Source organism: Lentzea sp. NPDC051838, from assembly GCF_040681245.1.
GTDB lineage: Bacteria > Actinomycetota > Actinomycetes > Mycobacteriales > Pseudonocardiaceae > Lentzea.
Map to the genome: position 1 here is coordinate 81,470 of NZ_JBFAYI010000017.1, position 14,067 is coordinate 95,536.

The 14,067-nt window shown below is 66.0% G+C and carries 19 protein-coding genes and 2 pseudogenes; 6 read left to right on the forward strand and 15 right to left on the reverse strand.

Features of this window, described 5'->3' with window-relative positions; translation table 11 throughout:
- Positions 1 to 108: 108 nt before the first annotated feature.
- The 6 genes from AB0M24_RS30180 to AB0M24_RS30205 all read left to right on the forward strand — a co-directional run bounded on the left by AB0M24_RS30180 (position 109) and on the right by AB0M24_RS30205 (position 4,122).
- On the forward strand, positions 109 to 1,260 hold the full coding sequence (locus AB0M24_RS30180; protein WP_363775317.1) for a radical SAM protein: 1,152 nt from the start codon (positions 109 to 111) through the stop codon (positions 1,258 to 1,260).
- A complete protein-coding gene (locus AB0M24_RS30185) occupies positions 1,257 to 1,835 on the forward strand; it encodes a 3'-5' exonuclease (RefSeq protein ID WP_363775320.1) in 579 nt (192 codons plus the stop codon). Before AB0M24_RS30180 ends, AB0M24_RS30185 begins: the two co-directional genes overlap by 4 nt.
- Positions 1,813 to 2,460 (forward strand): dTMP kinase, encoded by a 648-nt coding sequence (tmk, locus tag AB0M24_RS30190; protein WP_363775323.1) that lies wholly within the window; start codon positions 1,813 to 1,815, stop codon positions 2,458 to 2,460. Before AB0M24_RS30185 ends, tmk begins: the two co-directional genes overlap by 23 nt.
- The gene (locus AB0M24_RS30195) at positions 2,460 to 2,816 is read left to right on the forward strand and encodes a hypothetical protein (RefSeq protein ID WP_363775326.1); all 357 of its coding nucleotides are present in this window, start codon (positions 2,460 to 2,462) and stop codon (positions 2,814 to 2,816) included. The genes tmk and AB0M24_RS30195 overlap by 1 nt, the downstream gene beginning before the upstream one ends.
- A gap of 117 nt (positions 2,817 to 2,933) precedes the next feature.
- On the forward strand, positions 2,934 to 3,290 hold the full coding sequence (locus AB0M24_RS30200; RefSeq protein ID WP_363775329.1) for a recombinase family protein: 357 nt from the start codon (positions 2,934 to 2,936) through the stop codon (positions 3,288 to 3,290).
- Positions 3,291 to 3,531: 241 nt separating this feature from the next.
- Positions 3,532 to 4,122 carry an ATP-binding protein gene (locus AB0M24_RS30205; RefSeq protein ID WP_363775332.1) on the forward strand — a complete coding sequence of 197 codons (591 nt, stop codon included), beginning with the start codon at positions 3,532 to 3,534 and terminating at the stop codon, positions 4,120 to 4,122.
- Positions 4,123 to 4,195: 73 nt separating this feature from the next.
- On the opposite strand, the gene AB0M24_RS30210 is transcribed toward AB0M24_RS30205, so the two are convergent.
- The 15 genes and pseudogenes from AB0M24_RS30210 to AB0M24_RS30280 form a co-directional block, all read right to left on the reverse strand.
- The gene (locus AB0M24_RS30210; RefSeq protein ID WP_363775335.1) at positions 4,196 to 4,804 is read right to left on the reverse strand and encodes a hypothetical protein; all 609 of its coding nucleotides are present in this window, start codon (positions 4,802 to 4,804) and stop codon (positions 4,196 to 4,198) included.
- Positions 4,792 to 5,421, reverse strand: coding sequence for a NucA/NucB deoxyribonuclease domain-containing protein (locus tag AB0M24_RS30215; RefSeq protein ID WP_363775338.1), 630 nt, complete (start codon positions 5,419 to 5,421; stop codon positions 4,792 to 4,794). The genes AB0M24_RS30210 and AB0M24_RS30215 overlap by 13 nt, the downstream gene beginning before the upstream one ends.
- A gap of 334 nt (positions 5,422 to 5,755) precedes the next feature.
- Positions 5,756 to 6,676, reverse strand: a pseudogene (locus tag AB0M24_RS30220) (ATP-binding protein); the annotation flags it as partial.
- 1 nt (position 6,677) lies between these two features.
- Positions 6,678 to 7,049, reverse strand: a complete 372-nt coding sequence (locus tag AB0M24_RS30225) for a YraN family protein (protein WP_363775341.1) — start codon at positions 7,047 to 7,049, stop codon at positions 6,678 to 6,680.
- Positions 7,050 to 7,238: 189 nt separating this feature from the next.
- Positions 7,239 to 7,562, reverse strand: a complete 324-nt coding sequence (locus AB0M24_RS30230; protein WP_030468024.1) for a DUF2469 domain-containing protein — start codon at positions 7,560 to 7,562, stop codon at positions 7,239 to 7,241.
- On the reverse strand, positions 7,562 to 8,353 hold the full coding sequence (locus AB0M24_RS30235; protein WP_363775345.1) for a ribonuclease HII: 792 nt from the start codon (positions 8,351 to 8,353) through the stop codon (positions 7,562 to 7,564). The genes AB0M24_RS30230 and AB0M24_RS30235 overlap by 1 nt, the downstream gene beginning before the upstream one ends.
- Entirely contained in the window at positions 8,350 to 9,213 is an 864-nt protein-coding gene (gene lepB / locus AB0M24_RS30240) for a signal peptidase I (protein ID WP_363775348.1), read from the reverse strand. Before lepB (AB0M24_RS30240) ends, AB0M24_RS30235 begins: the two co-directional genes overlap by 4 nt.
- A gap of 16 nt (positions 9,214 to 9,229) precedes the next feature.
- Positions 9,230 to 9,961, reverse strand: a pseudogene (gene lepB, locus AB0M24_RS30245) (signal peptidase I); the annotation flags it as partial.
- Between the two features lie 3 nt (positions 9,962 to 9,964).
- Entirely contained in the window at positions 9,965 to 10,324 is a 360-nt protein-coding gene (gene rplS / locus AB0M24_RS30250; RefSeq protein ID WP_109634051.1) for a 50S ribosomal protein L19, read from the reverse strand.
- Positions 10,325 to 10,476: 152 nt separating this feature from the next.
- Complete coding sequence (gene trmD / locus AB0M24_RS30255; RefSeq protein ID WP_363775352.1) at positions 10,477 to 11,223, reverse strand: tRNA (guanosine(37)-N1)-methyltransferase TrmD; 747 nt, start codon at positions 11,221 to 11,223, stop codon at positions 10,477 to 10,479.
- A complete protein-coding gene (gene rimM / locus AB0M24_RS30260) occupies positions 11,213 to 11,728 on the reverse strand; it encodes a ribosome maturation factor RimM (RefSeq protein WP_363775355.1) in 516 nt (171 codons plus the stop codon). The genes trmD and rimM overlap by 11 nt, the downstream gene beginning before the upstream one ends.
- Positions 11,729 to 11,748: 20 nt before the next feature.
- Positions 11,749 to 11,988, reverse strand: a complete 240-nt coding sequence (locus AB0M24_RS30265; RefSeq protein ID WP_030468017.1) for an RNA-binding protein — start codon at positions 11,986 to 11,988, stop codon at positions 11,749 to 11,751.
- The gene (rpsP, locus tag AB0M24_RS30270) at positions 11,985 to 12,428 is read right to left on the reverse strand and encodes a 30S ribosomal protein S16 (protein WP_363775359.1); all 444 of its coding nucleotides are present in this window, start codon (positions 12,426 to 12,428) and stop codon (positions 11,985 to 11,987) included. Before rpsP ends, AB0M24_RS30265 begins: the two co-directional genes overlap by 4 nt.
- Before the next feature lie 126 nt (positions 12,429 to 12,554).
- Positions 12,555 to 13,286, reverse strand: a complete 732-nt coding sequence (locus tag AB0M24_RS30275) for a 5-oxoprolinase subunit PxpA (protein ID WP_363775362.1) — start codon at positions 13,284 to 13,286, stop codon at positions 12,555 to 12,557.
- Complete coding sequence (locus AB0M24_RS30280; protein WP_363775365.1) at positions 13,286 to 14,062, reverse strand: type II CAAX endopeptidase family protein; 777 nt, start codon at positions 14,060 to 14,062, stop codon at positions 13,286 to 13,288. Before AB0M24_RS30280 ends, AB0M24_RS30275 begins: the two co-directional genes overlap by 1 nt.
- Between the last annotated feature and the right edge of the window lie 5 nt (positions 14,063 to 14,067).

Consider the following 14,067-nt stretch of genomic DNA (forward strand, 5'->3'; position numbering starts at 1 on the left):
GCACCAATTTCAGGGTTGCGAGCAACTACGAGCAACTTGCTATTCCTGGGTGTAGCGGACTGCTTACGCTCCGAGGCATCGCACCCCGCTGACCTTGGAGAATGCCGCGTGATCACGCCTGTGCCCCTGCTCAGCAGGGACGAGATCGCTCGCCTTTCGGCCCGTGCCCAAGAGGTTGTGGAGTACCGCAAGAGCGGTCTCAGCCTGAACCACATTCAAGGCTGTCCACTCCGCTGTGCCTACTGCATCAAGACTACTTATGGCCTGTCAGACGAGGAAACTCCCCGAGCCTTGATGACCGACGCGCAGGCCGTCGAGGAGCTGGTGAACCACCGCTACTTCCGCCCGCATCGCACGCCGATTCAGCTCTTCAACCGCGCTACCGAGCCCTTCCTGCCGAAGGTGCGCCCGCACACGTTCGCGGTACTCGAAAACTTGGATGAACGCCAGCTCACGAACCAGGTACTGGTGATCACCAGGCACCAGCTCAATGAGCACGACATCGAGCGGCTCAACCAGCTCCGCCACCTCAAGGTGACGCTGCTCTTCACCTACTCCGGCATCGACAACAGGGACATCGAGCCCTACCCGTCCCACGTGGCGGCCGACTCGATGAAGCTCATGAGCGCGCCGAGCACCCGCAAGTACCGCACGATCTTCTACTGGCGTCCGTTGGTTCCTGGACTCAACGACACCGACGAGCACCTGGCCACCGCCCATGAGCTGAGCAAGTACGCCGACGCTACGGTGTTCACCGGTCTCTTCTACCGCGAAGAGATCGCCGAGTACTACAAGGCGCACAACCTCCCCGAGCCCTTCAAAGCAACGGCGCGGCGGAAGATTGTGCCCGAGGAGCTCGAAGCCCGCGTGCTCGACGTCTTCTCGAACTCCTCGGCCTTGTTCCGCAAGACATCCTGCGCCGTCTCATATGTGCATGGGCTTCCCGACTACAACGGCCACATCGGGGTCCGAGAACTCTGCGACATCTGCCCGCTGAGCCAGCTCGAACTCTGTCAGAGCGCTCACCGGGTGCCTTCCGCCGAGGAGATGCGCCGAGTCGCCAGCGTGTTGCCCGAAGCGGCCAACCTCCAGGTCGTAGACATCAGCAACCGGGCCGCCATCATCAGCGGTCTGGAGACCGAGCAGCCTCGCTACTTCCTTCAGCACTCCCTTGGCTTCCAGATGCACGACGAACAGCACCCACACCGCGAGAAGCGGCATGGCCGCGCAGAAATCGGATGGGAAGGAGCGTCGGCATGACGCACTGGACTTCTTTGAACTACGTCGTTGTCGATGTGGAGGGCAACGGCCAACAGCCTCCCGACCTCGTAGAGCTGGCCGCCATACCGATCGTGGACGGCATCATCGGCGAGCCGCGGACGTGGTTGGTGAAGCCGGATCAGCCCATCACCGGGTTCGCTCGAAGGATTCACGGCATCGGCAACGACGACGTGCTGTCGGCGCCACTGTTCGCCTACGTGGAAGCGGATGTGCTGAAGGCGTTGGATGCTTCCGCGCTCATCGGCCACAACGCGCACGTGGATGTGGGGGTCATCCAGCGCAAGCTCGGTGACTGGGAATGCCCGGAAGTATTCGACACGCTCAAGCTCGCCAGGCGTCTGCTACCTGGTCTCCCGTCCTACAAGCTCAGCGCGCTCGTCGAGAAGTACGAGCTCGCAAGCGGCCTCGACAGCGAGGAGAAGCCGCACCGCGCCAAGTACGACGCGATCGTGACGGCAAGGCTCTTCGTTCTTCTGGCAGGCCGGCGAAGCCTCGAAGAGCTACGGGCTCAACCGGCAGGGGGTGGTTCCGATGAAGAGCCAGCTCTCTTCTGACTGCGGGCGCGGCCTGTTCGTCACCGTTGATGGCCCAAGCGGTGCAGGGAAAACCACGATCGTTCGCCACCTCGCCCAGATGCTCCTGGCCGAGGGCGAACACGTCCACCTGACTGCGGAGCCATCCGGCGGGCCAATCGGGAAGCTGGCCTCGGAGTTGACCGAGACGGTTACCGGTCATGCGCTTGCCTGCTTGTACGCCGCCGACAGGTACCACCACGTTGAGCACGAAGTCCTGCCGCTCCTGCAGGACGGCCACACAGTCATTTCCGATCGCTACATCGCCTCTGGCCTGGTGATCCAGCGATTCGACGGCGTAGCCCTGGAGTTCCTATGGCATCTCAACGCCGAAGCCAAACGCCCCGACCTCGCAGTCATCCTTGAGGCTAACCCTGAAGTAATCGCAAGCCGCCTCAGCGAACGCGACCCACACAACCGCTTCCAGCACACGGCGGGCAGCAGTTACACCGAGGTGGAGTTCTACCGGCACGCCACCGACTCCCTGCATGGCGCGGGGTTCGAGGTGTTCAAGGTGGACTGCACAAGCCGTCCGCCCGAGCAGTCCGCCGCGATCATCCGTAACCGACTCGTGGACTTGTTTGCCCGAAGCGAGGTGCTGGGCTAATGGACGAGCTGATCACGGAGGACGACGCGGTACGGCGTTACCCGCAGCTACAAGCCCTGGTGTCGGTCAGACGAGCTGGATGGACGTTCCACGTCATCGAGGACGAGGCGCACCGTTTGTCCGGCATCGCTGCCAGCCACAGCCGCAAGCAATACACCGATGCGCTCTTCATCTTTGACGACACCAACGTGAGCGGCGTCCGGCTGCTGGCCGACGACTACGGCGGAGGCTGCGTCTGGAAGAAGTCGGGCGCTGATCTTCAAGAAGTCGTGCACGACCTTCTTGGCTTGCCGGAACCAGGTGAGCGCGGCGCGCCCACCTTGGTCACGAAGTCACGTCTCCTTTGGACGCCCTGATGGAAGCGGTGACCCATGTCGATGGGGCCGCGTTCGCATTGCGGCGTATGAGGAAGGTCAACCGCCGTGATGCCAACGTCTAGGCCCAAGCGCTTGCCCCAGGGCGACCGTCCGGTCGTGTACGGCTACGTGCTGGCCAGAAAATCCAACGACCGCGTGATTGCCAAGCAGCACAAGGAAATCGCGCTCTTCTGCATCCAGCAACACCTTCGGTTGGAAGTCATCTTCACTGACCGCGACATACCGGATGAAACCACCGTGCGGCCTGGCCTCATTGGTCTGCTGGATGTACTGGCGTTTCCCGACACGCACGGCGTTGTCGTCACCAGTCTCGATGATCTGTCGTCCAAGGCCACCACCCGTGCCCAGCTGTACCGGCTGATCAAGGCCACGGGCTCCGTGGTGATCGAGGTGCATGACGAACCCGACCACAGCCTGGAGACGACCGTCCAGGAGGCAATGCCTGATGAGTGAGACACCAGAACACGGGCTCAACATCGGCGAGCGCGTGCGGTTCAGGAAGACCGACGACCCCGTACGACTGCAGGCCGAGAACGAAATGCGGCTGCTTTACGACGCTGGCGCGTCAATCCTCAAAGTGAGTGACATGGCGGGCCTGTCTTACTGGACAGTGCGGCAAGGGCTGATCCGCGCAGGCACTCGGTTCAGACGGCACGGACCAGTCCCTTGCCTGCCGTCGCAAGGGTGAACGGCCGTGGTGGACACGCTCATGGACGTTGAATCGCTCAAGCAGGCGGCCGTGCCTGCAAAACCTGAACGGCCACGATTTCGTCGCGAACTTGGGCTGGTGGCCCTGCCGACGGCCATCACGGTGGCGCGCATCTTCGTCAACGACACCTTGCGGCAGTGGGACGCGCTGTTCATTGAGGACCACATCGCGCGACTCGCTGTCGAGCTGGTGGAGCTGTCGATCAGGGACACCGGCCCCACCGATGAACGCCCAACCGGGCGGATCAGGCTTCAGATGCTGGGATACGAGCGACACATCGTCTTCGAGGTCACCGACAGCGCCAAGGAGCTGCTTGTCCTTGACCTCGCACACACGGTGCCTGAAGGCGAAGGGCTTGGCCTCATCGACGCCGTAGCCGACCGGTGGGGCTCTTTCATGGCTCCGCGGGGACGGGTGAACTGGGCCGAAATCGCCGTGTACGGACGGACGAAAGCAGGGCTACCCGTACGCGACCCCCGCCCACCTGCTTGGTCGCCGCCCCCTAGCGACGAGCCGGCAGAGACCCCTGGTGACGACTTTCTCCGCAGGGTGTACGACAGGTTGAAAGAGCTGTAACACCCTGCGGGGACCATATGCACCCCCTCGACGCTCTCCCCCAGTCGAGGGGGTGCGCCTTGTTCCGGCGCTTCTACGGCACCCGCGCGCCCTCGACGCCTGCCAGCAAGACGTCTGGGTCAGGGATGCGGTAGGTGGGTAGCGGCTCTGTGAACCAGGCCTGTTCAACCTGAACGCCGGTGCGCAGTTCGACGGCCGCGAAACTGGAAGCGTTCGGCTGGTCGATGTCGAACACGACGTCTTCCACCCAGTCGGGCACCACGTCACCCATACCACCAGGCTCCCCGATCAGGAAGGGGTTGAAGAAGGCCGTCACCTTGCCGCTGACGGCCTCAACGATGCGACGGGTGCCAGACATACTCCAGTTCACGCTGAAGAAGCGTCCGCCTTCTGAGGCCCGCCGCGCGATTTCTGGAACAGCGCCCGTCCAGCCGTTGGGTTCGATGGCGACCACCGCTCCATACGCCGCGTTGAGTGCCTCGGCGATCTGTACACGGAAGTACGAGCCGAAGTCTTCTTGCGGCACCCACGCGTCGTAGTGGGTCATGATGTCAACTTCGCCGTCGTCGGCACCGTAGATGCGGGTAGCCCTTGCGATCGACCCTCGCGGGAAGACGCCCAGAGTCAGCACAAGGTCGTCGTCCTCGTCGGCCCAGGCGTACTTTTCGATCAGATCCCGCATGACGTCTTGTCCTCGGCGATGTCGGTGCCCACGTAGGGCTTGGTAGCCACCTTGGTTGGGTTGCTGATGACAACTAGAAAGTCGTCACCAGCCTTGATCTGCTGCCATCGGTAGGCGCTCCCGATGGTGCCACCTTGGCAGTCCTGTTCGCGCGACGGGACTTCCTCTGTACGCGCGCCCGCTCCACCCTGCTCTGTGGACGCAAACGCGAACTCATCGCACGACCCGTCGGTGTACTTCTTCACGAAGCCGCCGCAAGCCGCCTTGTAGTTGGCGTCTCGGGGTGTGCTGCTGCGGGTCAGGATGAAGTCTTTGCCCTCGCCCCAGGCAAGGGCGATGTTGCGGGTGATGTACGGCATCTTGGCCGCGTCCATGATGATGACCTTCAGGTCACCACACTTCTTCTGGCTGACGACCTGGGCAGCGGTGCACTGGCGCACCCGATCCCCGGCACCATCCGCCACCATGACTGCTTCGGCCTCAACGCCGATGATCACGGGGTCGCTGGGCAGCAGGTTGCCGACAACATCGCGCGCTGCCTCCGGAGCGAAGTACGCGACGGCCGCGACCACGGCAACGACCGGTAGAAGCAGGCCGCCTTTGCTCTTGGTCCCCACGAGTCCCCCTCGCCCTAGATGAACGCGTTGTACGTGCGCAACTACGTTCGGTTGAACAGGGCGAGTATGGCAGCGGGGTCTGACAGAAATGATCGGTGCTTTCTAGCGGTGCACAGGTGCGCGTTAGATCGGCCGGATCAAGCGCTTGCAGAAGCGACAAAAGTTGATCTTGGGGCCTGCCCGGGCCGACATCACAGCCGTCGCCCTGTCTGTGCTGCTCACAGGCCCAGGCAGGGCCACACGGGCGGGACGTCCGGCGGAGGGGTCTCGATCACGGGAAGCCCTGTTTCCCCTGGTAGACTGGGGTTTGTCCAAGGGTGAATAGCCCATCTCAGGCCTCGTCCAGGAAGAGGACGCCCTTGTGGGCTCGGGAGGCGGCGCCTGGTTTGGCCATGCCGGTGCCGCCGCCGATCAGGGCCGCGATGGACGTGGTGTGGTGGACGTCCACGAACGGCGGGATGGCGACCAGCGGGCAGTCCGGCGAGAGCGTGCCCGCCACCGAGTGGACCGCGGTGACCGCCAGGGCGTCCTCGCGGCTCAGGGGTGGGAGCAGGCCCGGGAGGCGTTCGGCCAGCATCGTCTTGCCGGTGCCGGGCGGGCCGGTCAGCAGGAGGTGGTGGGCTCCGGCCGCGGCCACTTCCAGGGCCCAGCGGGCTTCCGGCTGGCCCACCACGTCCGCCAGGTCCGGAGCGTCCGGGAGCGGGCACAGCCCCGCGTCCGGAGGCGGCTGGAGATCTGCGCCCTCGCCGCGCAGCCACGCCAGGACTTCGGCGAGTGTGAGGGCGCCGTGGACCGTCATGCCGTCCACCAGCGCCGCTTCGGGAAGGGTGTCGACCGGAACGATCGCGCTGCGCAGGCCTGCTCGGCGGGCGGCCAGCAGTGCGGGCAGGACGCCTCGGACCGGGCGGATTCGGCCGTCGAGGGCCAGCTCGCCCAGCAGGACCGTGCCGGAGAGGCGGTCGGGCGGCACGGAGCCCGCCGCGGCCAGAGTGGCGCAGGCGATGGCCAGGTCGTAGCTGCTGCCGCCCTTGGGGATGTTCGCCGGCGAGAGGCCCAGCACGATGCGCTGCTTCGGCCACTCCTCCGCGCTGTTGCGGACGGCGGCTTTGACGCGCTCCTTGGACTCGTGCAAGGCGGCGTCGGGCAGGCCCAGGAGGTGCGTGCGGGGCTGGCCCACGCCCACGTCGGCCTCGATCTCGACCGCCAGGCCGTCCACGCCGTAGAGCGCGACCGACCACGCCTGCGCCAGGCCCATGTCAGGCCCCTCGCAGGTATTGCAGGTGCGGGGAGCCACCTGGTGGCCAGATGACCGAGATCAGGTCGACGCGGACCGGGCACCAGCCCACGCCGTGTGCGGCGAGCCAGCGCAGGGCTGTTCGGCGCAGGCGGGAGAGCTTGCGCTGGTCGACTGCCTCGTCCGGACGGCCCCAGACCGGACCGGACCGCGTCTTGACCTCGCAGACGACCAGGCGGTCGCCCTCCACCGCCACGACGTCGAGCTCACCGTCGCGGCACGTCCAGTTGCGGGACAGGACGACGAGGCCCTTCCCCTCCAGGTACTCGCACGCCAGGTCCTCGCCCTGCCGGCCCAGCTCCTGCTGCCTGGTCTCGACCAGTGCCTCTGCCACCACCACTGTCCTCGCCTTCCTGCGGGTCGTTGGGTACGACCTTGCAGGGTGGGGCGGGGTGGGTGGTCGGGCTGAGGGGAATCTGTGGACAACTCAGCGGCTGTGGACAAGTCGGCCTTTGTCGATCTTGGAACGGCCGAGTTGTCGGTGGGGTGTGCTAGAGGGCTCCAGCGCCACCCCACCACGCCACTACGTCGGGAACGGCCCGCTTTCCGGCAGGCGCAGGTCCGGCTTGTCCAGCTCCTCCACGTTCACGTCCTTGAACGTGATGACACGAACGTTCTTGACGAACCGAGCGGGGCGGTACATGTCCCACACCCACGCGTCCGACATGCGCACCTCGAAGTACACCTCGCCATCGGCGTTGCGCACCTGCACGTCCACCGAGTTGGCCAGGTAGAAACGCCGTTCGGTCTCCACGACGAACGAGAACTGGCTGACTATGTCGCGGTACTCCTTGTACAGCGACAGCTCCATCTCGGTCTCGTACTTCTCGAGATCCTCTGCACTCATTACGCCTCCGCGCGGGTCATCTGCTCCGCGCCCTCCCTCGTCGCGAGCTCCCCGGCGTCAACCGGGGCTGCATCATTCTGGACCACGGCGGTCGCGGTCGTGCCGCGCGCCACCCTGTGCGGCGCGGCGAGACCGTGCTTCGACGCCGCCGCTGCCACATTTACATACGACCAGCGATGCTCCGCACACGGGCCGTGTTCCATCAACGCCGCCGTGTGATCCGGCGTGCAATAGCCCTTGTGCACGTTGAAGCCGTACTGGGGATAACGCTCGTGCAGATCGGCCATGATCCGGTCCCGCGTGACCTTGGCCAGCACGGATGCCGCCGCCACGCACGCCGCGGCCTGGTCGCCCTTGATCACCGCGACGTTCGGCGCCGGCATGCCGGGCACCTTGAAACCGTCCGTCAGCACGTACCCGGGATGCGTCGCCATCCGCGCAACGGCGCGCCGCATGCCCTCGAGATTCATCACGTGGATGCCCAGCCAGTCGATCTCGGCGGGCGACACGACCACCACGGAGTGATCCACGGCACGCTTCAGCACCAGGTCGTACATCCGGTCGCGCGCCGACGCCGTCATCAGCTTCGAGTCGTTCAGGCCCTCGAACCGCGACGCGTCACCCGGCCTCAACACGCACGCCGCGATCACCAACGGCCCAGCGCACGGCCCACGGCCCGCCTCGTCCACGCCGGCGACGGGCCCCAGCCCGCGGCGCTCCAGCGTGCCCTGCAACGCCCAGTTCCCCGACGAGCCCCGCACGACCGCGCGGGGCGGCAACAGCATCGTCATCGGCGGAATCGGTCTCGCACTCGACGTCCCAGCAGCAGAAGCGGCCACGCGGCGACGATACCCACGCCCAGCGGGACGTTCTGCTGCCAGCCCGGCGCACCCATCGAAACGACCTGCGGGTTGTGGTCCGTCACCCCGCCCCACCTCGACGGAGGCAGCACGATCACGCGTGCCTTGCCGATCACGTTGTCCACCGGCACCAGCCCGTTCAGGCCGCCCTGGCCCTGGCAACGCGAGTCGCACGAGTGGTTGCGGTTGTCGCCGAGCACGAACAGCATCCCGTCCGGGATCTTGAGCTCCTCGAACGACTCCTGCACCGCCTCGGAGCCTTCGTCGAAGTGCTTGTACGGCTCGTCCAGCGGCTTGCCGTCCACCGTCACGCGGTTCTGCTCGTCGCAGCACTTCACGGTCTGCCCGCCGACGGCGATCACGCGTTTGACGAAGTCCTCCTCGTTCGCCGAGGGCAGACCGATCAACGACCCCAGCCACGACAGCCCCTGCGCGATCGGGTTGCCCGGCTCGTCGGTGATGAAGTCGTTCTGCCACGACGGCGGGCCGCGGAACACGATCACGTCGCCCGGCGAGGGCTCGGTGAAGCGGTAGGTGACCTTGTCCACGAGCACCCGGTCGCCGTAGCAGTCGGTGCACCCGTGCAGCGTGGCCTCCATCGACTCCGACGGGATCATGTAGACGCGGCCGAGGAAGATCTGGATGCCGATCGCGAGGCCGAACGCGACCAGGATGAGGACCGGCAGTTCCTTCCAGAAGTTGCCCTTTTTCTTCTTCTTCGAAGGTACATCCGAAGCGTCCGAAGTCGGCTCGTCGCTGGACGGGGTCTGCTCTGGATCGACGTCAACCACGAGATCAGCCTAGGGGCTGCGGGTTGTGATCCGACACAACACTCCACCGATCTTTCGGGAAAACGATGTACCGCGCCTTCCCGATGACGTTTTCGATCGGGATCGTCCCGGCAACGCCCCCGCCGCCCTGTTTGCGCGAGTCGGTGGAGTTCATCCGGTTGTCCCCCATCACGAACAACCGGCCTTCCGGAACGAGCACCGGAGCGAACGGCTCGTGGTCGGCGGGAGAAGTGCCGGGCTGCCAGTAGATGTACGGCTCATCGAGCGGTTTGCCGTCCACGAGGATGCGGTGTTGCTCATCGCAGCACGTCACCGTCTGGCCGGGCAGCGCGATCACGCGTTTGACGAAGTCGCGCTCATTGGCGGGCGCGATGCCCAGCAACGAACCGACGTTCCTCACAACGCGCGCAACGGGGTTCGTCGACGGTGCGGGAGCGCGGAAGTCGTGCGTCGTCCACGACTCGGGGCCGCGGAACACGACGACCTCACCCGGTTCGACGTCGCCGAACCGGTAGGTGAGCTTGTCGACCAGCACCCTGTCGTTCTCGCAGCCGGTGCAGCCGTGCAGCGTGTGCTCCATCGACGCCGAGGGGATCACGTAGACCCGCGCCACGAACGCCTGGATCAGCACCGTCAGCACGACGGCCGTCACGACGACGTAGAGAACATCTCTCCAAACAGGAGTACGCCCCCGCTCCGGTTCATCCGGTGCGGAGGCGTCTTCCGAGTCTTCTGGGCTCGAAGCCACCGATCAGGAGACCGGCTTGGCCTCGCGCTTCTCCTTGATCTTCGCAGCCTTGCCGCGCAGGTCGCGCAGGTAGTACAGCTTGGCGCGACGCACGTCACCGCGGGTGACGACCTCGATCTCGGAGATGTTCGGGGAGTGCACCGGGAAGGTGCGCTCGACGCCGACGCCGAACGAGACCTTGCGGACGGTGAAGGTCTCGCGGATGCCGCCACCCTGGCGACGGATCACGACGCCCTGGAACACCTGGACGCGCTCGCGCGAGCCCTCGATGACGCGGACGTGAACCTTCAGCGTGTCACCCGCGCGGAAGCTCGGGATGTCAGAGCGCAGCGACTGGGCGTCGATTGCGTCCAGGATGTTCATCGGTGGTCCTCACGTGTCTGTGAACTCCCCAGAGCATGTTCCATGACCGTGCACGACATGATGGGGGTCGGCTTGGTGCGCACGCCGGTACGACGACCGGGTGCGGCAACTGGTCCAGTGTGCCAGACCAGGCACTCCGGAATGAAATCGGGCTACTCCCCGCCCTCGCGCAGGCGCGCGAGCAAGGCCCGGTCGTGCTTGTCGAACGCTTCCGCCGGCAGCGCCTCCAGCAGGTCAGGACGTCTTTCGAAGGTCCTGACGAGCGATTGGTCACGCCGCCAGCGGTTGATCAGCTTGTGGTTCCCCGACCGCAGCACGTCCGGCACGGCGAGCTCGCGCCACACCTCCGGCCGCGTGTAGCTCGGGCCTTCGAGCAACCCGTCCTGGAACGAGTCCTCGGCGTGCGACTTCGGGTTGCCGAGCACGCCCGGCAGCAGTCGAGCGACCGCCTCCACGATGGCGAGCACGGCCACTTCACCGCCCACGAGCACGTAGTCGCCGATGGACACCTCATCAACGCGCACGCGCCGACGAGCGTCATCCACCACACGCTGGTCGATGCCCTCGTAGCGGCCGCACGCGAACACGAGGTGCGATTCCGACGCGTACTCGTGCGCAAGAGCCTGCGTGAACGGGCGACCAGCCGGCGTCGGCACGATGAGCCGCGTCGAGTCCGTGCACACGTCGTCGAGCGCCTGGCCCCAGATGTCCGGCTTCATGACCATGCCGGGACCGCCGCCGTACGGGCTGTCGTCGACGGCCTTGTGCACGTCCTGCGTCCAGTCGCGCAGGTCGTGGACGCCGACGCTGATCAGGCCCTTGTCGATCGCCTTCCCGAGCAACGCGGCACGCAGCGGCGCCAGGTACTCCGGGAAGATCGTGACGACGTCAATCTGCATCGAGCAGGCCTTCTGGCGGGGTCACGACGACGCGGCCGCCGCGCACGTCCACCGTCGGCACGATCTCGCGCACGAACGGGATCAGCGCCTCCCCGCGATCACGGATGATCACGAGCAGCTCGCCACCCGGACCGTGCAGGATCTCCTTGACCGTGCCGATCTTCGTGCCGTCGGCGAGCTCGGCCGTGAGCCCTTCGAGCTCGTGGTCGTAGAACTCGTCCGGGTCGTCGTTCGGCGGCAGGTCGTCGGTGCTGCCCAGCAACAACGTGCCGCGCAAAGCCTCCGCGACGTCGCGCGTCACGACTTCCTCGAAACGCACGAGCAGCCGCCCGGCATGAGGCCGGGCGGCTGACACGGTGAGGCTTCGAGACGTGCCGTCGCGCAGTTTCGCCTGCATCGTCGCCCCGATCGCGAATCGCATCTCGGGAGAGTCAGTGCGCACGTCAACGGCTAGTTCGCCGGTGATCCCGTGCGCCTTGGCCACACGGCCGACAACTACGTCCATTTGCCCTGAAAATCTCGTTCTCAGCGGTCGGTGTCGACGACGTCGACCCGCACGCCACGACCGCCGATGCCGGCCATCACGGTGCGCAGAGCCGTCGCGGTGCGACCGCCACGACCGATCACCTTGCCGAGGTCGTCCGGGTGGACGTGGACCTCGAGGGTGCGGCCGCGGCGGGTCGTCACGAGGTTCACCCGGACGTCGTCCGGGTGGTCGACGATGCCGCGAACGAGGTGTTCGAGGGCGTCAGCCAACAAACTCACGCCTCGTCCTTGGTGGCCTCGGCGTCAGCCTTGGGGGCCTCGTCGGCCTTCTTGGCCTTCTTCGCCTTCGGCGTGGTGGCCTCGGTCATCGGCTCCTCGTTCGCGGCGGCCAGAGCGGCGGCGAACAGGTCGGCCTTCGACGGCTTCGGCTCCTTGACCTTCAGGGTGCCCTCGGCGCCCGGCAGGCCCTTGAACTTCTGCCAGTCACCGGTGATCTCGAGGAGGCGCTGGACCGACTCGGTCGGCTGCGCGCCGACACCCAGCCAGTACTGCGCGCGCTCCGAGTCGACCGCGATGAACGACGGCTCTTCCTTCGGGTGGTACTTGCCGATCGTCTCGATCGCCTTGCCGTCGCGACGGGTGCGCGCGTCGGCGACCACGATGCGGTAGTACGGCTGACGGATCTTGCCGAGACGCTGAAGCTTGATCTTGACGGCCACGGGCCTGGTACTCCTCAGAACTCTGTGTTGGTGGTTCGCACAGCCGCGGCACGGGCAGAGGGGCCGACCACGGCGGAACAACCAGCGATTGTGCCAGATGGGGGCCGGTGGATCCGAATCGGGGCTCTACACGAACGCCTTGACGGTCTTCAGCGCGGCTTTGACCGCTTTCGCGTGCTCCACCGCGCCCGGTGTGTCGCCGTGCACGCACAGCGACTCGGCGCTCGTTTTGATGATCGTGCCATCGACCGCGACGATCTCGCCGTTCTGGAGCCTCGACGCGCGCTCGATGATCTGCGCGGTGCTCGTGAGCAGGGCGTTCGGCTCGCTGCGCGGGACCAGCGTGCCGTGCGGGGTGTAACCGCGGTCGGCGAACGCTTCCTGGACCGGCCGCAGACCTGCCGCTTCCGCTTTGCGCAGCAGCTGGGAGCCGGGCAGGCCGAGGATCGGCAGGTCCTTGAACGCCTTCGTGCCGTTGACCACGGCTTCCGCTTGCTTCTCGTGGTGCACCGTGGCGTTGTAAAGCGCGCCGTGCGGCTTCACGTAGACGACCTCGGTGCCTGCTGCTCGTGCGCACGCGTCGAGCGCGCCGATCTGGTACAGCACCTCGTCGGCGAGCTCGATCGGGTCGGCGTCGATGAACCTGCGCCCGAAGCCCGCCAGGTCGCGGTAGCTCACCTGGGCGCCGATCCTGACGCCGTTCCTAGCGGCTTCCTCGCACACCTGACGCATGGTTCTGGGATCGCCCGCGTGGAAGCCGCACGCGACGTTCGCGCTGGTGATGACGCCCAGCAACGCTGCGTCGTCGCCCAGTTTCCAGATGCCGAAGCCCTCGCCGAGGTCGCTGTTGAGGTCCATCACATGACCCCGGCGGACATCAGCAGAAGGGTGAGACCGGGCAGGAAGTTGTTCATCACGTGCACCACGATGCTCGCCCCGAGTTTGCGGGTGACCAGGCGGGCGATGCCGATCGGGATCGCGATCACCAGCAGCAGCCACGTGCGGTGGGGTTCGAGGTGACTGACCGCGAAGATCACCGTCGTGAGCACGAACGCGGCCCAGCGGCTCCAGCCCTGGCGTTCGACCGCGCCCCAGAGCAGGCCGCGGAAGATGATCTCCTCGCAGATCGGCCCGATGAAGCTCATGTAGAGGAACATCAGGATCGCTGCGGAGAGCGGCAGGTTCGCGTCGGTGAACAGCTCGCCGACCGCGCTCGTGGCGTTCTCCTCGCCGACGAGGCTGGCCCACAGCTTGGCCGCGAGCAGGGTGAGGACCAGTCCGCCGAGACCGATCTTGAGCCCGATGACCAGGTCTTCCTTGGTGAAGCTGAGCTTGAGGTCCTGCTTCGGGCCGTTGCCGCGGACGTACGTGATCACGATCGCCAGGCCGGCCGCGAGGATGATCGGCACGAGCGAGCCGATCAGCACCAGCGACGTCGAGTTCTCGAGATTCGCGCCGAGACTCTTGCCGACGGCGGTGATGAAGACGGCGCTCAGGATGAAGACTGCCTCCACCAGGATGAAGGCGCCGAAGCCCCACCGCTGGCCGACCCGTTCGGGCTCCGGGTTGCGGCTGATGTCCCGCACGCTCTCGATGAAGCGCCTGCCCGGCTTCGGGGACTCCGGCTCACTCACGCTCT